Source organism: Streptomyces sp. NPDC058576, assembly GCF_042718715.1.
GTDB lineage: Bacteria > Actinomycetota > Actinomycetes > Streptomycetales > Streptomycetaceae > Streptomyces.
Window position 1 is genome coordinate 21,909 of the sequence record NZ_JBHXPF010000024.1, and the last position, 20,742, is coordinate 42,650.

General features: G+C 70.8%; 18 protein-coding genes. 3 read left to right on the plus strand and 15 right to left on the minus strand.

What is annotated here, in order from left to right:
• Window positions 1-96: 96 nt before the first annotated feature.
• The gene (locus tag ACFWRV_RS18555; protein ID WP_384335739.1) at window positions 97-474 is read left to right on the plus strand and encodes an ArsR/SmtB family transcription factor; all 378 of its coding nucleotides are present in this window, start codon (window positions 97-99) and stop codon (window positions 472-474) included.
• 152 nt (window positions 475-626) lie between these two features.
• Here the strand turns inward: ACFWRV_RS18555 and arsB are convergent, their stop codons facing one another.
• Together arsB and ACFWRV_RS18565 are read right to left on the minus strand one after the other, a co-directional pair.
• The gene (arsB, locus tag ACFWRV_RS18560; protein ID WP_384335742.1) at window positions 627-1,748 is read right to left on the minus strand and encodes an ACR3 family arsenite efflux transporter; all 1,122 of its coding nucleotides are present in this window, start codon (window positions 1,746-1,748) and stop codon (window positions 627-629) included.
• Complete coding sequence (locus tag ACFWRV_RS18565; protein WP_384335745.1) at window positions 1,745-2,053, minus strand: ArsR/SmtB family transcription factor; 309 nt, start codon at window positions 2,051-2,053, stop codon at window positions 1,745-1,747. The genes arsB and ACFWRV_RS18565 overlap by 4 nt, the downstream gene beginning before the upstream one ends.
• A gap of 94 nt (window positions 2,054-2,147) precedes the next feature.
• Here ACFWRV_RS18565 and ACFWRV_RS18570 point away from each other — a divergent pair, with 94 nt between their 5' ends.
• On the plus strand, window positions 2,148-2,561 hold the full coding sequence (locus ACFWRV_RS18570; RefSeq protein WP_384335748.1) for an arsenate reductase ArsC: 414 nt from the start codon (window positions 2,148-2,150) through the stop codon (window positions 2,559-2,561).
• Window positions 2,562-2,593: 32 nt separating this feature from the next.
• Here the strand turns inward: ACFWRV_RS18570 and ACFWRV_RS18575 are convergent, their stop codons facing one another.
• The 6 genes from ACFWRV_RS18575 to ACFWRV_RS18600 all read right to left on the minus strand — a co-directional run bounded on the left by ACFWRV_RS18575 (window position 2,594) and on the right by ACFWRV_RS18600 (window position 8,958).
• Window positions 2,594-3,511, minus strand: coding sequence for a MurR/RpiR family transcriptional regulator (locus ACFWRV_RS18575; protein WP_384335751.1), 918 nt, complete (start codon window positions 3,509-3,511; stop codon window positions 2,594-2,596).
• 100 nt (window positions 3,512-3,611) lie between these two features.
• Window positions 3,612-4,937 carry a cyanophycinase gene (locus ACFWRV_RS18580; RefSeq protein ID WP_384335754.1) on the minus strand — a complete coding sequence of 442 codons (1,326 nt, stop codon included), beginning with the start codon at window positions 4,935-4,937 and terminating at the stop codon, window positions 3,612-3,614.
• 137 nt (window positions 4,938-5,074) lie between these two features.
• The gene (locus ACFWRV_RS18585; protein ID WP_384335757.1) at window positions 5,075-6,289 is read right to left on the minus strand and encodes a M20 family metallopeptidase; all 1,215 of its coding nucleotides are present in this window, start codon (window positions 6,287-6,289) and stop codon (window positions 5,075-5,077) included.
• Window positions 6,286-7,038, minus strand: a complete 753-nt coding sequence (locus tag ACFWRV_RS18590) for an amino acid ABC transporter ATP-binding protein (protein WP_384335900.1) — start codon at window positions 7,036-7,038, stop codon at window positions 6,286-6,288. Before ACFWRV_RS18590 ends, ACFWRV_RS18585 begins: the two co-directional genes overlap by 4 nt.
• A gap of 8 nt (window positions 7,039-7,046) precedes the next feature.
• Window positions 7,047-7,997, minus strand: coding sequence for an amino acid ABC transporter permease (locus ACFWRV_RS18595; RefSeq protein WP_384335760.1), 951 nt, complete (start codon window positions 7,995-7,997; stop codon window positions 7,047-7,049).
• A gap of 1 nt (window position 7,998) precedes the next feature.
• The gene (locus tag ACFWRV_RS18600) at window positions 7,999-8,958 is read right to left on the minus strand and encodes an ABC transporter substrate-binding protein (RefSeq protein WP_384335763.1); all 960 of its coding nucleotides are present in this window, start codon (window positions 8,956-8,958) and stop codon (window positions 7,999-8,001) included.
• Window positions 8,959-9,265: 307 nt separating this feature from the next.
• Here ACFWRV_RS18600 and ACFWRV_RS18605 point away from each other — a divergent pair, with 307 nt between their 5' ends.
• Window positions 9,266-10,312 carry a hypothetical protein gene (locus ACFWRV_RS18605; protein ID WP_384335766.1) on the plus strand — a complete coding sequence of 349 codons (1,047 nt, stop codon included), beginning with the start codon at window positions 9,266-9,268 and terminating at the stop codon, window positions 10,310-10,312.
• 62 nt (window positions 10,313-10,374) lie between these two features.
• On the opposite strand, the gene ACFWRV_RS18610 is transcribed toward ACFWRV_RS18605, so the two are convergent.
• The 7 genes from ACFWRV_RS18610 to ACFWRV_RS18640 form a co-directional block, all read right to left on the minus strand.
• Complete coding sequence (locus ACFWRV_RS18610; protein ID WP_384335769.1) at window positions 10,375-12,519, minus strand: alpha-galactosidase; 2,145 nt, start codon at window positions 12,517-12,519, stop codon at window positions 10,375-10,377.
• Entirely contained in the window at window positions 12,519-14,564 is a 2,046-nt protein-coding gene (locus ACFWRV_RS18615; protein ID WP_384335772.1) for a beta-galactosidase, read from the minus strand. The genes ACFWRV_RS18610 and ACFWRV_RS18615 overlap by 1 nt, the downstream gene beginning before the upstream one ends.
• Complete coding sequence (locus ACFWRV_RS18620) at window positions 14,561-15,457, minus strand: carbohydrate ABC transporter permease (protein WP_384335775.1); 897 nt, start codon at window positions 15,455-15,457, stop codon at window positions 14,561-14,563. Before ACFWRV_RS18620 ends, ACFWRV_RS18615 begins: the two co-directional genes overlap by 4 nt.
• Window positions 15,454-16,362: a carbohydrate ABC transporter permease gene (locus tag ACFWRV_RS18625; RefSeq protein WP_384335778.1), complete on the minus strand. Its 909-nt coding sequence runs from the start codon at window positions 16,360-16,362 to the stop codon at window positions 15,454-15,456. The genes ACFWRV_RS18620 and ACFWRV_RS18625 overlap by 4 nt, the downstream gene beginning before the upstream one ends.
• A 61-nt stretch (window positions 16,363-16,423) precedes the next feature.
• Window positions 16,424-17,824 (minus strand): ABC transporter substrate-binding protein, encoded by a 1,401-nt coding sequence (locus ACFWRV_RS18630; protein WP_384335781.1) that lies wholly within the window; start codon window positions 17,822-17,824, stop codon window positions 16,424-16,426.
• A 273-nt stretch (window positions 17,825-18,097) separates the two neighbouring features.
• On the minus strand, window positions 18,098-19,090 hold the full coding sequence (locus tag ACFWRV_RS18635; RefSeq protein ID WP_384335784.1) for a LacI family DNA-binding transcriptional regulator: 993 nt from the start codon (window positions 19,088-19,090) through the stop codon (window positions 18,098-18,100).
• 85 nt (window positions 19,091-19,175) lie between these two features.
• Window positions 19,176-20,360 (minus strand): DUF3370 family protein, encoded by a 1,185-nt coding sequence (locus ACFWRV_RS18640; RefSeq protein ID WP_384335787.1) that lies wholly within the window; start codon window positions 20,358-20,360, stop codon window positions 19,176-19,178.
• Window positions 20,361-20,742 lie beyond the last annotated feature (382 nt).

A 20,742-nucleotide genomic window follows, 5' to 3' on the forward strand; every position in this document is an offset into this window, starting at 1 on the left:
TGTCCTCCGGGAAGAGACGGCGGATCCGGCCTCTGTTTCGATTGCTGTCTATATCCGGAGCTTGCCACTGGTATCGATGAGCGTCAACATAGACGCATGTCGAAGTCTGAGGTTGTCTCGTTGCCGGTCCGGGGCCCGGAAGCGCTCGTGCCGTGCTGCCCGCCCATCACCGCCGGGGAACTGTCCGTGCCGGACGCGGAGCGAATGGCCGCGATGTTCAAGGCGCTCTCCGACCCGGTGCGGCTGCGCCTGTTCTCCAAGGTCGCCTCGCATCCGGGAGGAGAAGCGTGCGTGTGCGACATCCAGGACGTCGGCGTCTCCCAGCCGACCGTCTCCCATCACCTGAAGAAGCTCCGTGAGGCCGGCCTCCTGACCTCGGAGCGGCGCGGGACCTGGGTCTACTACCAGGTCGCACCCTCCGTCGTGGCCGCCATGTCCGCCCTGCTCGACCTGCGCCCGGCCGCCGGCCGCTGAACTCCGGCCCCGCCAGGTACGCCTGGAGCGAAGTGAGCCGGTCGGCCATGGCCGAGCCGTCGGCACGGTCGTACACGTGGCCGCTCCGGAGCCGGGGCACACGCCGACGGCATGGTTGCCGCTTCCTTCGGCGTGGCATTCCAGGCAGTGCCTCAGTCGCCCCTCCCTGGCGTGGTGACGGCGTCGGGGGCGAACCTCTTGCGCCAGGCGAGCGCGACGTAGACGAGGCCGATGAGGACGGGTACCTCGATCAGCGGGCCGACGACGCCCGACAGCGCCTGGCCGGAGGTGACGCCGAACGTCGCGATGGCGACGGCGATGGCCAGTTCGAAGTTGTTGCCGGCCGCGGTGAAGGCGAGGGTGCTCGTGCGGTCGTAGGCAAGTCCGAGGCTCTTCCCGAGGAGGAAAGTCCCGAAGAACATGATCGCGAAGTAGACGAGAAGCGGCAGAGCGATCCGTACGACGTCCAGCGGCTGCGAGGTGATCGTCCTTCCCTGCAGGGCGAACAGGATGATGATCGTGAACAGCAGTCCGTACAGGGCCCAGGGGCCGATCTTCGGCAGGAACCTCTCCTCGTAGGATTCGCGGCCCATCTTCTTCTCACCGATGCGGCGGGTGAGGAATCCGGCGAGCAGGGGCACCCCGAGGAAGACGACGACGTTCAGGGCGATGTGCCAGACGGGGACGTCCAGTCCCTGTCCGTCGCCGAGGCCGAGCCACCGGGGCAGCAGGTCGAGGTAGAACCAGCCCAGCACGCCGAAGACCAGTACCTGGAAGACGGAGTTGAGGGCGACGAGGACGGCGGCGGCCTCGCGGTCGCCGCAGGCGAGGTCGTTCCAGATGATGACCATCGCGATGCACCGGGCCAGGCCCACGACGATCAGGCCGGTGCGGTACTCCGGCAGGTCCGGAAGGAAGATCCACGCCAGGGCGAACATCACCGCCGGGCCGACGACCCAGTTGATGACCAGCGAGGACACCATCAGCTTGCGGTCGCCGGTGACCGTGTCGAGCCGGTCGTAGCGGACCTTGGCCAGCACCGGGTACATCATGACCAGCAGGCCCAGGGCGATCGGCAGGGAGATCCCTCCGACCTCGATCTTCGCGAGCGCGTCGTTCATGCCCGGGACGAGGCGGCCCAGGCCCAGGCCGACGGCCATGGCAAGCAGGATCCACACCGCGAGGTAGCGGTCGAGGGTGGAGAGCCTTCGCACGATCGAGTCGTCGACCCCGGCGTGCGGGGTGGTGCGGGCGGTGGGCTCGGTGGAGGTCACGGACAGGCCCTCTTGATCTCGACGGCACTACGGGCGGACTCGGCGAGCTCGGCAAACTGTACGGACACCGAGGCCAGGACCTCGGGGCGCAGTTTGAAGTAGGTGAACCTGCCGCACGGCTCGGTCTCCACCAGTCCGGCCTCGCGCAGGACCTTCATGTGGTTGGACAGGTTCGTCTGCTTGGCACCGGTCTCCTCGACCAGGTGCGACATGCAGAGCGTCTCCCGGGCCAGCAGGGTGACCACCTGCATGCGCAGCGGGTCACCCAGAACCCGAATTACATCAGTGTCGACTGAAGTCAGCATGCGCTGATACTTTCACATCACCCCCCGCTGATATCAACGGGGGGTGAATCCATTGGCGGAGCCCTCTCCGCCGCGACAGGAGAGAACGATCACCATGGCCGACAAGCCGTCCGTCCTGTTCGTCTGTGTCCACAACGCCGGCCGCTCCCAGATGGCCGCCGCCTGGCTGTCCCACCTGGCCGGGGACCGCGTCGAGGTCCGCTCCGCGGGCTCGAACCCGGGCGACGCCGTCAACCCCGCCGCGGTCGAGGCGATGACCGAGGTCGGCATCGACATCTCCGCCGAGACCCCGAAGATCCTGACCGTCGACGCCGTCAAGGAGTCCGACGTCTGCATCACCATGGGCTGCGGCGACACCTGTCCTGTCTTTCCCGGCAAGCGCTACCTCGACTGGAAGCTGGAGGACCCCGCAGGCCGGGGCGTCGCCGCCGTCCGCCCGATCCGTGACGAGATCAAGACCCTCGTCGAGGGCCTCATCAAGGAGATCGCGCCGGAGCCCACGCCATGAGCGACGCGATACGCGACACGGCTGAGGGTATGTCAGTAGAGCCCTGCCCGCCGCGCGATGTCCTCGCCGTGCTGCATCCGCCTGCGGGCTTCGTCGCCCAGCGCCGTCATGACACCCGCTACGACGGTCTCCAGCACGGCGAGGGTCGGCACGAGGCTGTCGTAGGGAGAGGGCGCCGTGACCCGGCTGGGCAGCACGACCTCGGCGTGCGGTGCCGCGGGAGAAAGCCAGGTGTCGGTGAACAGGACTACCTTGCCGCCCTGTTCCTGGACGAGGGCCGCCATGGTGGTCTTGTCGCTCTCGTAGCGGCGGTAGTCGAAGACCACCAGCACGTCGCGCCGGGTGAGCGCGGCAAGGACCGCGGTGCGTTCGACGTCACGGTCGGGCAGGAACCGTACGTCGTCCCGCAACTGCATCAGGTGCAGGCCGAGGTACTGGGCGAGCAGGTGGGTGAAGCGGCCACCGGCCAGGGTGATCCGGCGCTTCCGGTCCGAGAGGAGCCGTACCGCGTGCTCGAAGTCGTGCGGGGGCAGCTCGGCGAGGGTGGCGGTCACGGCGTCGGTGAAGACCTGGCTGCCGTGCCGCAGAAGCGCCGAGTCCGGGCCGGCGCCCCCGCGGGTGCTGTCGTCCGGCGTGCCCGCGCCCTCGCCCTGATCCGTTCTGCTCCGGCCGAAGGCGGCCGATTCGTAGAGCGAGAGAGGGGAGGCGTTGCGCGCTTCGAGTTCGTCGCGCAGGGCGGCCTGGAAGTCGGGGAAGCCCTGGTAGCCGAGCCGGTTGACAAAGCGGATCACCGTGGGCGCGCTGACGGCGGAACGCTCGGCGAGCACGGCGACCGTCTCGAATCCGGCCGCCGGGTAGCCCGCCAGGAGCACCCGGGCGACCTTGCGTTCGGCCGGGCTCAGCGTGCCCAGCTTCTGCCGGATGTCGTCGGCGAGCGTGGTCGAGGCCATCGCGTCCGGCTCCCTTCTGAGGTGTGCGGGCTCTCCGGGAGCCTACTGGCGGGACCGGTCGCCGGCGGCGACCGGTCCCGCGGGGAAGGATGCGTGGCTGCTACCGGCCGGCCACACGGATGCTCAGACCAGTCAGGGTCTGAGGGGTGGTGCCGTCGCCGCTCCACGCGGAGAACCCCGGCGCCTTGGCGAAGGTGACCGTGAAACGCGGCCCGTCCTCATGGGTCGTGGCCTCGGCCGTGCGCTGGGCGCGGGTGGCGGCCAGGGCGCGGGCGGTGGTCAGGAAGGAGTAGGGGACGCCCGCGGGGTTGGCCACGGAGTAGAAGACGTCGGTGTTGGCGGGCACGGGGGTGGCCGAGCGTGGTGCCAGGGGGCGCTTCCCGGACGCCGGGAGCGTAAGCCGGAGCCGGGGGTCGTAGCGGTCCCCGTCGGTCAGGTAGTCGTAGCGCACTCCGCTCAGCGACCAGGTACCGCCCTTGCTTCCCGTGCCTCCTCCGGCCGCCTTCGGCCCCTCGTGCGCGCGGGCCCGCCGCAGGTCGAACACGGCGACTCCGCGCGGTCCCAGCACCCGCACGCGTTCGCGGGGTCCGCCGGGGTGCTCCACCAGGAGCGCGGTGTTCTCCTCCAGCGCGTACACCCGGTCGTGCCCGGTGTCGGCGGCCAGCCGCATCACCCGGCCCTCGCGGCCGTATGCCCCGGTGTGGGTGTCGATCAGCCCGGACCGGAGGAAGCCGAATCCGCCCTTCGGCTCGTACCCGAGGCGGGTCGCGTCCTCGAAGTAGCCCGGGCTGCTGCCGTCCCGCAGTCCCTCGTAGGACTCGCCGCCCGTCACCATGTCAGCGCCCGCGGCGATCTGCGCCCCGGCGCTGGAGCCTGCCACGACGCCTCCGGCCGCCAGCTTGGACCGGATGGCCGCCAGCACCTTGGAGTCGGTGTGCGCGGTCCCGTTCAGGAGGGTGGTGAGGTAGCGGGACTGGTCTCCGCCGCCGAAGAAGAATCCGCTCATGGAGTTGACCTGGCGGACCACGGCGTCCGAGTCGGCGTTCGCGATGTGGTCCAGGTCGATGGGGATCCACTGGGCGTCGGCTGCGCCGTGCCGCTTGAACAGGGCCGAGTAGTAGGCCCCGTTGCACTCGGAGTTGCTGCACCTGTCGGGGTCGTCGGCGTACGGGTCCTGGCGGGCGGGCACCGAGGATGCGGTGATCACGCCGATACGGGCCCGGGAGCCGCCGGCTCGCTCGATGATCTCACCGTAGACCTGGGTGTTGTCGTCCTTGAGGCCGCCGCCTACCAGTACCAGTGAACCGCCCTGCCGCGAGGCATGGTCGGTGTCGGCGCCGGCGGTCGGGCTGATGGCCAGGGTGAGCACGAGCGCGGCTGCGCCGCCGGTCAGAACGGTACGTCGGGAGCGGAACGGGGTGCGCATGGAACCTCCTGAAGGCGAGGTGACGAGGGGAAGTGATGGCGAGCGACGGAACGGGTGGTGCTGAGCGGGCGGGCAGCGGGGCGCCGGTGCCGTACCGTCGGCGGCGGCCTCGCACGAGGGGCGCTGCCGCCGGGGCGTCACGCGTGCCGGGCATCGCCCAGCGTGGCGACGAGCGCCGCGAGCAGGGCGACCCGCTCGGGTACGGTCGCTGTGTCGAGCCATTCCTCGGGGGTGTGGTCGGCCCCGCCGACCGGTCCGAGGCCGTCGAGGACGGGCACGCCGACGCCCGCGATGATGTTGGCGTCCCCCACCCCGCCGGTCGTGGCCGCTCCCAGCGTGAGACCGAGCTCCTCGCCCAGCGAGCGGGCACGGGCCATCATGCGGTGCGCGATGTCGGTGCCTTCCATCGGCGGGCAGAGGTCGAGCTGTTCCACCACCACGGAGGTGCCGGGCACCTGGGGCCGGGCGGCGGCCTCCTCGATGGCGGTCCGCGCCCGTACCATCCCGGCCGTGGTGGCCGAGCGGATTTCGACGCGCAGTTCCGCAGCGGGGCAGACGATGTTGGTACGCGTTCCCGCCCGCACCACGCCCACGTTGACGGTCACGTCCTCCCACCGGCCGTTCAGCGCCTGGAGTGCGACGACGAGGTGCGCGGCGGTGAGGGCGGCGTTCGCGCCGCGCTCGGGTTCGATGCCGGAGTGGGCGGCGCGTCCCGTGATCGTGAGGAGGAAGTCCGAGACTCCCTTGCGGGCGATGACCAGGTCGCCGTTCTCCCGGGCGCACTCCAGGGCGAGCGCGAAGTGCGCTCCCTGGGCGGCCCGTTCGGTGACGGGGCGGCTGGCCGGGGAGCCGATCTCCTCGTCGGGGGTGGCGAGGAAGACGATCTCGGCGTACTCCTCGACGCCCGCCGTGCAGAGGATGTCCAGGGCGGTGAGGCCGGCGAGCAGACCGCCCTTGTCGTCACTGACGCCGGGGCCGTGCGCGAGCCTCCCTTGAAGGGTGAAGGGGCGGGCGGCGGCGGTGCCGTCGGCGAAGACGGTGTCCATGTGGGCGGCGAGCAGGACGCGCCGCCCACCGTCACGGGCCGCGAGCCGGCCGGTCCTGCGGCCGATCAGGACGTCCCCGGTGCGCTCCCCGCTCGCCCCGCCGGGGGTGACCCGCTCGACGGCGAAGCCGAGGGTGGACAGCCGGGCGGCGGTCCAGTCGGCGACCCTGTTCACCCCGGCGGGGCTGTAGGAACCGGAGTCGATCGCCACGAGTCCGGCAAGGTCGGAGAGGAACCCGTCCAGGCGGGCCTCGGCGTAGGGCAGCAGATCCTGGGCGCGCGGACGCTGTCGGGTGGGCGCGGTCACAGGACCTTGGACAGGAAGGCGCGGGTGCGCTCCTGCTCCGGTTCGACGAGCACGTGCCGGGGGTCCCCGGCCTCGACCACCACGCCGTCGTCCATGAATACGGCCGTGTCGCCGACCTCGCGGGCGAACCCGATCTCATGGGTGACGACGACCATGGTCATGCCGTCGGCCGCCAGCTGCCGCATGACGTCCAGGACGTCGCCGACGAGCTCGGGGTCGAGCGCGGAGGTCGGCTCGTCGAAGAGCATCAGCTTCGGCTTCATGGCCAGCGCGCGGGCGATGGCGACGCGCTGCTGCTGTCCGCCGGAGAGCTGGGCGGGATAGTGGTCGGCCCGGTCCGCCAGCCCGACCTGCTCCAGCAGCCGCCGGGCATCCGCGCGGGCGTCGGCGGTGCTCGCGCCGCCGACGCGGACGGGTGCCTCCATGATGTTCTGTTCGGCGGTCAGGTGCGGGAAGAGGTTGAACCGCTGGAAGACCATGCCGATGTCACGGCGGTGGGCGGCGATCTCCTTCTCCCGCAGTTCGTGGAGCCGGGAGCCGCGCCGCAGGTAGCCGACGAGTTCCCCGTCGACGGCGAGCGTGCCGCCGTCGATCTTCTCCAGGTGGTTGATGCACCGCAGGAAGGTGGACTTGCCGGAGCCCGAGGGGCCGAGCAGGCAGCACACCTGTCCGCGTTCGACGGTGAGGTCGATGCCCTTGAGGACCTCGAGCTTCCCGAAGTGTTTGCGCACACCTTGGGCGTGCACCATGGGCGCGGTCAACGGCCCTCTTCCTTTCCGGTCTTCGGCGCGGTCGCGCGGGTGAATCCGGTGAACATCCGCCGCAGGGGGGAGGTGTGGCCTCCGTGTGCGGTGCCCCGGCCGTAGCGGCGCTCCAGCCAGGCCTGCGGAATACTGAGCAGGCTGACCAGCGCCAGGTACCAGAGCGAGGCGACCACGAGCATGGGGATGACCTGGTAGTTCTGCGCGTACACCTCCTGGATGTTCGACATCAGGTCGTGCGCGGCGATGACCGAGACGAGCGCGGTCATCTTGAGCATGTTGATGGTCTCGTTGCCCATGGGCGGGATGATCACCCGCATGGCCTGCGGGAGAACGATCCTGCGCATCGTCAGGGCAGGCCGCATGCCCAGCGAGTGCGCGGCCTCGGCCTGCCCGCTGTCGACGGACTGGATCCCGGCCCGGACGATCTCCGAGGCATACGCGGCCTCGTTGAGTCCCAGCGCGAGCAGGGCCGCGACGGCCGGGGTGAGCAGGGAGTTGGTGTCGGCCTGGAAGAAGGTGATGTCGGTGAAGGGGATACCGATGAGCACGTTCTTGTAGAGGGCGCCCGCATACCCCCAGAAGATGATCTGGACGAGGAGCGGGGTGCCGCGGAAGGCCCAGACGAACAGCGAGGAGAGGCCGTAGAGCACCGGGTTGGATGACAGGCGCATGACGGCGATGACGGTGCCCAGGGTGAGCCCGAGGGCCATGGCCGCGACGGTCAGCCACAGGGTGGTGACCAGCCCGTCGAAGATCAGGCCGGCGAAGAGGTAGTCGCCGATGATGTCCCAGCGGAGATTGGCGTTGGTGGCCAGCGAACCGGTCAGCCCCGCCAGCGAGAGCACCGAGACCAGGGCGGCGACCCAGCGGCCGTAGTGGCGTACGGGGACGACGGTCAGGTCCTGTTCGACCGGGGCGGGCCGGGTGTCGAGTGTGGTGGTCATCTCAGTCGACCGCAGCGTTCCGGGTGGCTTCCTTGACCGCGATCGAGGCGACGCCGTACTTCTCGAAGATCTTGGTGGCGGTGCCGTCGTCGATCAGCGACTGGAGCGCCTTCTGGATCGCGTCCGTCAGCTCGGGCAGCTTCTTGGAGACGGCTATGCCGTTCGGTGAGGCGTTGTAGCCGCCGGTCGCGGCCGGGTCGTCGGCGACCTCGAAGGCCTGGCCGCCGTCCGCGGTCTTGGCGGTCCATCCGGCCGCCGGCTTGGTCAGCACCTGGGCGACGACCTTGTTCGCGCGCAGGGCGAGCTGGGCGTCGGAGTCCTTGGGGAACGTCGCGATGCCGATCTCGCCGTCACCGGCCTTCTTGCACGACCCCTGGTGCTCCTTGAGGAGGTCCAGCTGGTTGGTGGCGGCCTGGACGGCGACCTTCTTGCCGCACAGGTCGTCGAGCGTGGTGATCTTCTCGGGGTTGCCCTTGACGACCATGATCCCGGAGCCGGAGACGGAGTAGTCGACGAAGTCGACGACCGCCTGCCGCTCCTTGTTGTCCGTCATCGCGGACATCGCCACATCGAACTTGCCGGCCTGGATGGCGGGCACGATGCCGTCGAACTTCTGCGGGGTGAACGCGAACTTCACCCCGAGTCGGGCACCGATCGCCTGGCCGAGGTCGTAGTCGAGGCCGGTGAGTTCCTTCTCCCCCTCGGTCACGAACATCTCGAAGGGCGCGTAGGGCACGTCGGTGGCCACTCGTACCGTGCCGGACTTCTTCACGGCGTCGGGCAGTGATGCGTGCAGCTTCGCGTCCTTCTTTACGGTCGCCCCCGCGACCTCGAGCGACGCGGGAGCCTTGGCCGCGGCGGCACTGTCGCCGCTCTCTCCGCAACCCGTGAGCACCAGCAGGACGGTGGTGGTCAGTGCGGCGGCGGTCACAGCACGACCGGCGACGTGGGCGTACTTCATGTCGTTCCCTTCCGGAGGTTTTCCGGCCGGCGGTGACTTCCTCGCACGGCTCGCCCCAGAAATTACACAACTAGACTCTCTCTGCATAGATGTAACGAGCGTTACTTCTTCTTGATGTGCCGCGGCGCTGCACCGACCGTGCCGCGCGACCCCTGTCAGGACCGTTTTTCGCCCGAATTTCACCACGCGTGCGCGGTCCGCGGGATCGTTGTTGCGTTACATGTGGCGGACCGTGCTTCACATCTGTACTTTCCATCACTACCGACTCCGCGTCGGTAGCCCACTCCTCCGTCCCCAGGAGAGCTCCGTGCTCCGTAACCCCCTGCGGCCGGCGACCTGCCTGGCCGCGTTCCTGGCCCTGCTGGCCCCCGCCGTCATCACCGCGGAACCCGCCCACGCCGCCGCCCAGCGCATCCGGCTGGGCAGCACCTTGGATGTCAGCCGCGGCAGTTGGTCCGGCCCCGCGTACACCATGAACGGCTCCGGGGCGGTCGTTCCGGCGACCATGACCAGAGCCATCGACGCAATCCGCGGCGGCACGGGCGCCCTCGACGTCGTCGTCCTCGCCGGTTCCGCGCCCGCCTCCGGCAGCGCGACCCCCGAGTGCGACGCGGTCATGGGCCTCGCGGGCGTGAACTCCTGCACCACCTGGACCCTCACCAGCCGCAGCGACGGCAACAACGGCGCGGCCAACACCGACATCCGCAATGCCGAGTTCGTCTACTTCGCCGGCGGCGACCAGTGCGACTACGCCGACTGGAAGGGCACCACGCTCCAGAACTCGGTGAAGTCCGTCGTCGCCAAGGGCGGCGGCACGGGCGGGGGCAGCGCGGGTCACCACATCAACAGCGCGGTCGTCTACGACGCCTGCGACGGCAGCGTCACCTCCGAGGAGGCGCTCTACGACCCCTACGATCCGGCGATCACCTTCACCACCGGCATGTTCGTCTGGCCGAACTACGCCGACACCGTCAACGACTCGCACTTCGTCACCCGCGACCGCATGGGCCGCACCATGGCCTTCGTCGCCCGCGCGATCGAGGACGGACTCACCACGGGCGGAGCCTCGTGGGGCGTCGGTGTCGACGACGGCGGATCCCTCTTCATCGACAAGAACGGCAGAGCCGTCGTCGCCGGCGCCGACACCTTCGTCGTCCTGGGCGACCACCGCCCCGAGCGTGCCGACCCCGACCGCTACCTCACCTACTACGACTACAAGATCTGGCGGCTGCGCCCCGGCCAGTCCTACGACTTCAAGAACCGCCCCACCTGCGGCTACTACCTGCGCAGCATCGTCAGCGGCGTCCCCGATCGCGACCTCTACAGCGGGACGCCGGTCACCGACTGCGGCTGAGGGACGCACCGAACGGGGCGCGGCGGTGTCGGCCACCGCCGCGCCCCGCGTCCACCGCCCGCTCAGCTCTTCCGGCGCAGCGTCAGCATCCGGCTCGCGTGATCGCCGGGCGGCAGCTCCCCGGGCACGCCGTGCGAGGCCAGCGCGGCGCCACTGCGTACCGTCCCGGCTGCCGGCGTCCCGCTGTCGTCGTCCACCCGGTACACCGCCCGCGGATCGAGACCGCGCAGCCGGAGCCGGGGGGCCCGCGCTCGTTCCGCCGGTCCCGCCCGCCACTGCAGGACCACCGACTCCGCGCCGTCGCGCGCCACGTACTGCACGGCGTGCGAGGGGTCCGCAGGGGTGCCCAGGCGGTATTGGTCCCCCGTCTGGATCGTGGCCCGCGCCTCCTTGTACCGGGCGACGTACGCCGCCGCCTCGTCGAGGTCCGCCGCCGACCAGCGGGTCAGGTCGCCGCCGACGCCGAGGACCCCGGCCATCGCGCTGTGGAAGCGGAAGCGCAGGGGCACCGCCCGACGGGTGAAGGGGTTGGGGCTGTCGGTGACCCAGGCGCCCATCACCTGGGCCGGAAAGACCTGCGAGAAGCCGTGCTGGATGGCGAGGCGGTCCACCGCGTCCGTGTTGTCCGAGACCCATGCCTGGTCGGTACGGGCCAGGCTCGCCAGGTCGACCCGCCCGCCGCCGCCCGAGCACGCCTCGATCCGCAGGGTCGGCCGGGCGGCGCGCAGCTCGTCCAGGACGCGGTGGACGCCGAGGGCGTGCTCGACGAAGACCCGGCGGGCGTCGGGACGGTGGCCGGCGGAACCCGCCTCCGTGAACGACCGGTTGAAGTCCCACTTGAGGAAGTCCACGGCGAAATCGTCGACCGTGCGCAGCAGCCAGTCGAGGGCCCAGTCGGTGACCTCGGGCCGCGAGAAGTCGAGCACCAGCTGGTTCCGCAGCGGGTGGGCGGTGCGGTCGGGCAGGTGCAGCACCCAGTCCGGCCGTTCGCGGAACAGCTCGCTGTCGGGGTTGACCATCTCCGGCTCCACCCACAGCCCGAACCGCATGCCGAGTCCGTGGACGTGGTCGGCGAGCGGGCGCAGGCCCTCGGGGAAGGCGGTCTGCCGCGGGGTCCAGTCGCCGAGTCCCGCGCGGTCGCAGCTCCGGGCCCCGAACCAGCCGTCGTCCACGACGAACAGTTCGGCGCCGATGCGCGCGGCCAGGTCGGCCAGTTCCCGCTGTCCGTCGAAGGTGACGTCGAAGGCGGTCGCCTCCCAGGAGTTGCAGAGCACCGGCCTCGGTTCGCCGGGGGCGGGCAGGACATGGTCCCGTACGTAGGAGTGGTGGGCCCGGGACGCACCGCCGAATCCGCCGGGCGTGTAGAGGCCCGTACTCACCGGGGTCGTCCAGCTCTCGCCCGCCGCGAGAGTGATCTCCACGCCCTCGTGGCCGCTGCCGCCCAGCACACTGCACCGGCCCTCCGCGGAACGCACCGTCGTCATGCGCCAACTGCCCGACGTGGCGAGAGCGACCGTCCACACCTCGCCGGCCTCCTCGGTCGCGTCCGAGGCGTCGAGCGCGATCCAGGGGTTGCTCTGGTGGCCGGTGTGACCGCGCCTGCTGGTGAGGGTGGTCTCGCCGACGGCGAGCGGGGTACGCCGCAGCTGGAACTCGCCCGCCCACCGGCCGTGCACCGCGCTCATCCGGTACTCCGGCAGCACGGGCAGATTCCACTGTGCTGCCGAGTGCCGCAGCAGTGTCAGCGGTGGCTGACCGCGCTCCCCGGTGTGCCGGAGCACCGTCCAGCGCTCGATCACCGGGCAGTCCCGGCGGACCCGGTAGTGCAGCCGCCAACCGAGCGGACGACCGGTGTCGTGGAGGCTGACGGACAGTTCCGCGCTGTCCCCCTCCTCCCGGACGTCGTAACCGTCCACGACGGGCTCGACGGCGCTCGTGCCGTCCGCGTAGCGCACGTCGAGGGCGGGCGGCGCGAACCGCACCTGGCCGTCGACGGCCAGCTCCTCCGTACCGTCCAGCGGCGCGGAGAAGCTGTCCGGCGCGGCCTCCGGCTCCTGGGCCTCGCGGACGTCCGCCGGAGTCACGGGTCCTCCCCAGTGCACCGTGCGCACGGTTCCGGCGGCCGGGTCGACCCGCAGGGCGTAGCAGGTGGCCGCGGCGTGCAGGAGCACGGTTCCGGACGGGCGGTCGATCTCGATCAGCGGCATCAGCGGCTTGTCTCCTGGTGTGTGGTCCGCGGGGCTTCTCGCACTACGACGACCTCCCCCGCCGGGACGCTCACGTACCCCGGAAGCGCCGAACCGTCGAGCAGGGTGTGCCCGTCGACGGGAACGGACGCCTCCCCGTCCGTGTGGTTGACGAGGAAGAGGTACGAGCGGTCGCCCGCGCCGCGGCGCACGGCCTCGACCCCCGGGGGGACGGCTGCCGCCGGGGCGGCCCCGGCCTCCTCGCAGACGGCGCCGAGCAGGTCGCGCAGGGAGCGCGCGGGCAGGGCCGCCGCCACGTACCAACTGGTGCCGTCGCCGTGGGCGTGCCGGGTCACGGCCGGGCCGCCGCGGGCGGGGCCGCCTTCGGGGCCGTCCGCGAACCGCAGCCAGGCCGCGCAGCCGCGCGCCTCGACCCGCTCGGTCCACAGCGGCGCGCGGGAGCCGTCGGACAGCAGCGCCGATTCGCCCTCCCGAAGGGGGACGTACTCGTCGACGACGAGTCCGAGGAGGTCGCGGAACGCACCGGGATGGCCGCCGGTCCGCACCCGGTCATGGGCGTCGACCGCCCCGCTGAAGGGACCGAGCACCGCGTGGCCGCCGCCTCGGACGAAGGCGTGCAGGGCCTCGGCGTCCGCGTCGGTCACCAGGTAGAGACTGGGCGCGAGGACCACTCGGTACGGCGTCAGGTCCGCGTCGGGGGCCACGAGGTCGCAGGTGATGCCGAGGTCCCACAGTGCGCCGTACCAGCTCCTGACCAGGTCCAGGTGGCGCAGGCCCTCCGAGGGGCGGGCCTCCAGTTCCAGGGCCCACCAGGCGGGCCAGTCGAAGAGCAGCGCCACCTCCGCCCGCACCCGGGTGCCGCGCACCTCGGACAGGGCGGCGAGCTCGGCGCCCAGCGCGGTGACCTCGCCCCAGTTGCGGGTGGCGGTGCCGCCGTGCGGAAGCATGGCCGAGTGCCATTTCTCCGCGCCCGCCCGGGACTGGCGCCACTGGAAGAACATGATGGCGTCGGCGCCCCGGGCCAGGTGGGTGAGGCTGTTGCGGCGCATCTCCCCGGGTGCCTTGGGCACGTTGACGGGCTGCCAGTTGACCGCCGAGGTTGAGTGCTCCATCAGCAGCCATGGCCGGCCGCCGGCCATGCCGCGGGCCAGGTCGGCGTTGAGCGCCAGGTCGACGTGGTTGCCGGGATCGGCCGCGACGAGGTAGTGGTCGACGGAGACGATGTCGCAGTGCCGGGCGAAGGCGTGCCCGTCGACCTTCTTCTCCAGGGTGCCCAGGAGGTTGGTCGTGATCGGTGTACCGGGGGCGAGGCCGCGCAGCAGCGCGCTCTCCGCGCGGTGCCGGGCGAGCAGGGCGTCGGAGGAGAAGCGCCGGTAGTCGAGTTCCTGGCCGGGGTTGCGGAAGGCGGTGGTCTCGCGGGGCGGGTCGATCTCCGCCCAGTCGCCGTACCGCTGTCCCCAGAAGTCGGTCCCCCAGGCGTCGTTGAGCCGGTCCAGGGTGGTGTACCGGTCGCGCAGCCAGGTACGGAAGGCGGCACCGCTGGTGTCGCAGTAACAGAGGGCGTTGTGGTTGCCCCACTCGTTGTGCACGTGCCACATGACGACGGCCGGATGGGTGGCGTACCGGTTGGCCAGCGCCGTCACCAGGGCGTCGGCGGCCCGCGCGTAGTCGGGGCTGCTCGGGCAGAACGCCTGCCGGCTGCCGTGGGTGAGCCGGGTGCCGGAGGCGTTCTGCGGGAGCGAGGCGGGGTGGGCCCGGCTGAACCAGGGCGGAGGGGCGGCGGTGGGGGTGGCGAGGTCGACGGCGATACCGGCGGCGTGCAGCAGGTCGAGGACCGTGTCGAGCAGGGACCAGTCGTACGTGCCCGGGCGGGGTTCGAGGCGGGACCAGGAGAACACTCCTACGGTGACGAGGTTGACGCCCGCCTCGCGCATGAGGCGTATGTCCTCGGGCCAGACGTCCGCAGGCCACTGCTCCGGGTTGTAGTCGCCTCCGTAGGCGATTCCGCCGAGCCGTTGTGTCAGCGTGTGCAGGGCGTCCGTCACGACTTCACCGCCCCGGCGGCCAGGCCCGCGCGCCAGTAGCGCTGGAGCATGAGGAAGGTGATCACGATGGGCACCACCGAGACGAGCGCGCCGACCAGGGTCAGGGTCTGGAGCTCCGGCGCCCGGCTGGTCTGCGACTGCCAGGTGAACAGGCCCAGGGTGACGGGGTAGAGCCGCTCGTCCTGCAGCATGATCAGGGGGAGGAGGAAGTTGTTCCAGATGACGACGAACTGGAAGAGGAAGACCGTCACGAGGGCCGGGGACATCATCCGCAGGGCGACAGTGCGGAAGATGGTCCACTCCCCCGCCCCGTCGATCCGGGCCGCCTCGATGACCTCGACGGGTATGGAGGCGGCGGCGAAGATGCGGGACAGGTAGACGCCGAAGGGGCTGACGATGCTGGGCAGGAACACCGACCAGAAGGTGTTGGTGGCGTCCACCTCGGCGAACAGCAGGAACAACGGCAGGGCGAGGGCGGTGGCGGGCACCAGGACGCCGCCCAGGATCACCGAGAACACCGCCTCGCGGCCCTTGAACGCGTAGACGGTCAGGGCGTATCCGGCCATGGCGGCGAGCAGCGTGCCCACCGCCGCGCCGGCTCCGGCATAGGCCAGGCTGTTGCCGAGCCAGCGGAGGTAGACGCCGTCCTGCTGGCTGAAGAGCGCGGTGAGGTTCTCGCCCAGGTGCCAGTCAGCGGGGAGCAGGCCGGGCGTGCTGACCAGGTCGCCCTGGCTCTTGGTCGCGGAGACGAGCAGCCAGTAGACGGGCAGCAGCATGTAGCCGGCGACCAATGCCATGAACACGAACACCGGCACGGCCGAGAGGCCGGGGCCGCGCCGGGGACGGCCGGGCGCGGGTGCGTGTGCGCCCTCGGTGCGGGTGAGGAGGGTCATCCCTGCCTCCTGGCAGTGAGGCGGAGGAACAGGAAGGACAGCGCGAACGTCGCGACCGCGAGCAGCACCGACAGCGCGGCAGCCTCGCTGTAGCGGTCGCCCGCGGCGAGCGAGTAGGCGGCGAGGTTCGGGGTGTAGGTGCTGGTGACGCTGGTGGAGATGGCGCGGAACACCTGCGGTTCGGTGAACAGTTGGAAGGTGCCGATCAGGGAGAAGACGCCGGTCAGCACGATCGCCGGGCGGATCACCGGCACCTTGATGCGCAGCGCGATCGTCCACGGACCGGCTCCGTCGACGCGGGCTGCCTCGCTGAGGTCGGCGGGCACGGCCTGGAGCGCCGCGTACATGATCAGCATGTTGTACCCGGTGTAGGTCCAGGTGACGACGTTGCCGATCGACCACAGGATGGCGTCGGGGCCGAGCAGGTCGACGTCCACGTTCACCGAGCGGAGCAGGTCGACGACCGGGGACAGCCGCGGGTCGTAGAGGAACGCCCACATCAGGGCGGCGACGACACCGGGGATGCCGTACGGCACGAAGTAGACCAGCCGGAAGAACCGCTTGAGGCGGGCCACCGCCGAGTCGAGCAGGAGCGCGAGTGCCAGCGCGAGCGCGAGCATCACGGGGATCTGCACCAGGGCGAAGAGCGCCACGCGCAGCAGGCTGTCCGCGAAGAACGGCTCGGACACCACGTCGGCGTACTGCTGGAACCCGGCGAACACGGTCTCGGTGCGGCCGAAGGTGCCGCCCGTGCGCTCGGTCCTGTGCAGGCTCTGCCAGAAGGCGTAGCCGACGGGCACGAGGGTGAACAGCACGAAGGGGATCAGGAAGGGGGCGAGGAAGGCGAAGGGGGCGAGGGTGCGGCGGCGGGTGGGCGCCGCCACGGGGGTACGGGTGGTCGTCACGGGTGACTTTCGGGTCGAGCCCAACCGGAGGGGCAGGGGCGGGGGAAGACCGGCCGGAGGGTCAGTCCGTCACGTCGAGCGACTGCTTGCGCAGCGACTCCGCGCTCTGGGAGCCGGTCTCCTTCAGCACCTCGCCCAGCGTGCTGCCGCCGCCGGTGGCCTTCGCCGTGCCGTCGCTGAGGAAGCGGTAGGTGTCGGTCATGGTCGGGCCCCACGTGAAATCGGTGTCCACGTTGGCCGACGCCTCGGCGAAGACGTCGAAGACCTTCTGCTTCCCGTAGAAGTCGACGGGCTGCTGCAGGGCGGGCAGTTCCAGGCCGGCCTCGGCGGCAGGGTAGAGGCCGCCCTCCCGGTTGAGGATCTCCAGCGCCTCCGCGTCGGTGTTGAGCCACAGTGCGAACTTCGCCGCCTCGGCCGGGTGCTCGCTGCCGGCGAGAACGGCGGTGGTCGAGCCGCCCCAGTTGCCCGCCTGCTGCTGGCCCTTCTCCCACTGCGGCATCGGGGCGACGGCCCACTTGCCGGAGGTGGACTTCGCGTTGTCGCGGATGGTGCTGTACCCCCAGGCCGCGCTGATCCAGCTGACGACCTCGCCGTCGTTCCACGACTTGTACAGGGCCGGGGAGAAGCCCTGGAGGTCGGTGGCGACGAGCTCGTCATCGATGAGGCGCTGCCAGTAGTCGGCCACCTGGCGGCTCTCGGGCCGGTCCACGGTGACCTGCCAGCTGTCGCCGTCGCGCTCGAACATGGGGGCCTTGTTCTGCCACAGCAGCCCGGTGAACCAGTTCGGGTCGGTCTGGGAGAAGTGGGTGATGTACTGCCCCTTCTTCGCGGCCTTGATCTTCCGGGCGGCGGCCTCGTACTCCTCCCAGGTCGTCGGCGCGGCAAGACCGAGCTGGTCGAAGACGTCCTTGCGGTAGAAGAGCGCCATCGGGCCGGTGTCCTGCGGCACCGCCCACACTCCGTCCTCGCCTCCGGCTCCGAAGTCCACCTGGGACCAGGTCCAGTCGACGAACTTCGCCCGGGCGTCGCTGACTCCGTCGCACTTCGCTATGTCCTTGAGCCCGCCCTTGAGGCGGAAGCTGGCGAGCGAGTCGTACTCGATCTGCCCGAGGTCGGGGGCTTTCTCAGCCTTCAGCGCGTTGGAAATGTTCTGGTACGTGCCGGCGTTGCCGGCCGGCGTCGTGCGGAGCTTGACCTGGACGTCCGGGTTCTCGCTGTTCCAGAGGTCGACGGCCTTCTGCATGCCCGGCACCCAGGACCAGTAGTCGAGCGTGACCTTGCCCGTGGTCTTCTCGCAGGCCGAGCCGGCCGCCGAATCCGCCGTGCCGTCCGAGCCGCCACCGCACCCGGTCAGCGCGGTGAGGGTGAGCACCAGGCCCCCGACCAGGCCGCGCCGGGCGAGGGACCCGCGCCGGGCGGCCGAAGGGCCGGGGGTGATCGAGCCGCGCGTGCGAAGTGCCATGAGGGTGCTCTCCCTTGAGCCGGGGCCGTCACGTCGGAGTGAGGCGACGGCGGCTACCTTCACAACAAGGTTCAACAGAAGTCAACAGATCTGGCGAACTTGCCTGCTCGCCGCGACCGTTTCGTGATACGCACGAACGGAGACACGAGGACCCCAACTCCCCCTTGAGCTGCAAGAACAGTGAGAACGACACCTCTGACTCGGCGGTGAGGAAGAAGACGTAATCGATTACGTGTCGCCTATGCTCGAAGGCCGGCGGCGGGGTTGACTCCGTCAGACCGTTCCGCGCGGGACGAACTGCGCCTTGACCTTGACGGTCTTCCTCACCACGCGCCCTTCGAGGCGTTCGATGAGCAGCCGCGCCGCTGCCCTGCCCACATCGGGGGCGGGGTACCTGACCGTCGTCAGCCGGGGCCGGACGAGCGACGCGAACGAGGCGTCGTCATGGCCGATGAGCGCGACGTCACCCGGGATGCCGATCCCCAGTTCCTCGGCCTTGTCCATCGCGCCGATCGCGACGACGTCGTTCGCGCAGAAGACCGCGTCCGGCCGGTACTTCATCCGCATCAGCCGCTCGAAGCCCGCCGCCCCGGCTTCCCGGGTGTGCTCGCCACGGACGACCAGGCGGCCGGGGAGGGCGGTGCCGAGTTGGACGGCAAGGGCCCGCAGCAGCTCCAGCCGGGGGTCGCCGCCGGTGGCGTCCCGGGGACCGGCGATGATCGCGATGCGCCGGCGGCCGGCACTCGTGACCTCCGTCAGCGCCTGGCGCATGGCGGCCCGCGCGTCCGGCGTCACCAGATCCGCCTCCCCGAAGGGCAGATCGGCGCTCACGACCACCGGGATGCCGGCGGCCGACAGCGGCAGGAAGTCCTTCGCCACCAGCCGGAACGGCGTGATCACGACCCCGGCGAACCGTTGCTGGAGGGCCTCCCGCAGGAACGCCCGCTCCTCGTCCCGGACCGCCTGGGTGTCGCAGACCATGACGTGCAGGCCGAGCGGCCGCAACTCCTTCTGAAGGGCGGCCGCGAGCTGGGCGTAGAACGGGTTCGACAGATCGGGTACGACCAGCGCGACGATGCTGGAGCGGCCGGTCCGCAGGCTGCGTGCCATCGTGTTGACGGTGAAGCCCAGGTCGGCGATGGCGGCCTCGACCACCCGTCGGGTCTCCTCCGCGACGGGCCGCTTCCCGGACAGGACGTAGGACACCGTCGCCGACGACACACCGGCCGCACGGGCCACATCGGCCATGGTGACCCGAACCGCCAACGCACACGCCCCCTCCGTAGGGCTCGCCACCCTACTTCACGCGTCGACAGCCCAGGTCACACGGCTGGTACCCGCTGTGCCGCCCTCAGCCCGTCACGCTCTCCAGCAGCAACTGCGAGCCCGCGGTGATCAGACCGGGGACGACGAAGTCGAGGGTGACGGTCCGGGTGGCGCCGGCCGGCAGCGCGTACGTCCCGATGGTGTCGCGGGGCACGGTGGGGCGTACGTAGACCGTACGGATCTGCGGCGCGGCGCCGTCGACCGAGACGGCCGCCGCCCCGTTCCAGGTGTTGCCGGGCACGTCGGTGGAGCCGGTGACGTTGGAGCCGAAGACGAGGCGCGCGGTGCGCGGCTGCGTCCCCGGGTTCCGCAGGGCCAGCTCGATGGCGTAGCGGGCGCCGTAGTTGCCCCAACTGCGCTGCGAGGAGTCGCTGAGCGCCGCGGTGGCCGGCGCCGTCTGGTCCAGGGCGGCGACCTGGCGGACGGTGGTGTTCAGCGCCAGGCCCAGGTGCTTTCCGGCGGCGGGGACGTCGATCGTCGTGCGGCCCGTGGTCCAGCGGGATCCGCCGTAGACGCCGGCCTCGCGACCGTACGTGGTCTCCGTCTGTCCGATGATGTTGCCGGGGGCGGCGGCGCTGTCGGTCTGGGAGAGGTTGACGGCCGTGGTGAGGCTGCCATCAATGGTGATCACGGTGTACGTGTAGACCCCGCCGCTCGCGGTGATCTCGAAAAGCCCGTCCAGGATCGACCCGGTCATCGGGATGCGGGCGACCTGCACCACCTTCTTCGGGGCGACGGACGCCGGGGCGAGGTAGGTGCGCAGGCTGCCCGCGGCCCAGTCGGCCGAGACGGCGTGGCAGGGGCCGGTGCCGGCTCGCCGCGCGGGGTCCTGGACCAGCGGTTTGTCGGCGTTCGTCCAGGCCGAGCCCCGTGCGCTCACCGTGACGGCGGAGCTGCCGGGATTGGAGACCAGGACGTGCAGATACGCCGTGCCGCCGGTGCTGTTCTGGTGGTACAGGTACAGCGGGAACGTGCCGGAGAGGGCGCGGGCCCGGCCGCCGCGGTTGCCGGTGGTGCGGGCGTGCTGCATGAGCCAGCCGGGTCCGGTGACGGTCTCCGGGTTGTTGGACACGACGAGTTCCGGGCCCGCCATGGAGCCGGGCAGTTGCCGCAGCAGCTCCTTGGCGACGGTGGGTCCGGGGGCCGTGGGGGTGCCCGAAGTCCACTGGCTCTCGCCGATGGTGGTGCCCGCAGCGGAGATCTGCGGCAAGTGGTTCGTACCGGATGCGGTCAGAGCTTGGGCAGTGGTACGGGCCGTGAGCGTGGCGGCGAGAGCCGCGGGCACAGCGAGCAACAGGCTTCGTCGGCCAGGAGGAAGAGTCATCGCACAGTGGTCCCTTCGTTGGGTGACGGCGCACATCAACCCACGCACAACAGGGAAAGGGCAAGACCCGCGGCGTCGATTCCCGTTGGATGAGGGCGCGCCGGCACGGGCGGGTCCGCACAAGCCCGTGAAGAAAGATGCGGCACACCTGTTGACGTGACGGCGAAGGCTCAGCAAACTCTAGCTCGCAAGTGGTACGGACCACTTGACCGAGCTGCGACCCACGTCGTACGCCCCCTCCCCTTCCGGCCGGTGTCCGGATCGTCCC

Coding starts and splice junctions, on each gene's coding strand:
- ACFWRV_RS18575 (WP_384335751.1), bottom strand. CDS start 3,511: ATGGCCTCGACCACGCTCGCCGACGACATCCGGCAGAAGCTGGGCACG.
- ACFWRV_RS18600 (WP_384335763.1), bottom strand. CDS start 8,958: ATGAAGTACGCCCACGTCGCCGGTCGTGCTGTGACCGCCGCCGCACTG.
- ACFWRV_RS18630 (WP_384335781.1), bottom strand. CDS start 17,824: ATGGCACTTCGCACGCGCGGCTCGATCACCCCCGGCCCTTCGGCCGCC.
- ACFWRV_RS18595 (WP_384335760.1), bottom strand. CDS start 7,997: ATGACCACCACACTCGACACCCGGCCCGCCCCGGTCGAACAGGACCTG.
- ACFWRV_RS18570 (WP_384335748.1), top strand. CDS start 2,148: ATGGCCGACAAGCCGTCCGTCCTGTTCGTCTGTGTCCACAACGCCGGC.
- ACFWRV_RS18565 (WP_384335745.1), bottom strand. CDS start 2,053: ATGCTGACTTCAGTCGACACTGATGTAATTCGGGTTCTGGGTGACCCG.
- ACFWRV_RS18620 (WP_384335775.1), bottom strand. CDS start 15,457: ATGACCCTCCTCACCCGCACCGAGGGCGCACACGCACCCGCGCCCGGC.
- ACFWRV_RS18555 (WP_384335739.1), top strand. CDS start 97: ATGTCGAAGTCTGAGGTTGTCTCGTTGCCGGTCCGGGGCCCGGAAGCG.
- ACFWRV_RS18580 (WP_384335754.1), bottom strand. CDS start 4,937: ATGCGCACCCCGTTCCGCTCCCGACGTACCGTTCTGACCGGCGGCGCA.
- ACFWRV_RS18610 (WP_384335769.1), bottom strand. CDS start 12,519: ATGCCGCTGATCGAGATCGACCGCCCGTCCGGAACCGTGCTCCTGCAC.
- ACFWRV_RS18590 (WP_384335900.1), bottom strand. CDS start 7,038: ATGGTGCACGCCCAAGGTGTGCGCAAACACTTCGGGAAGCTCGAGGTC.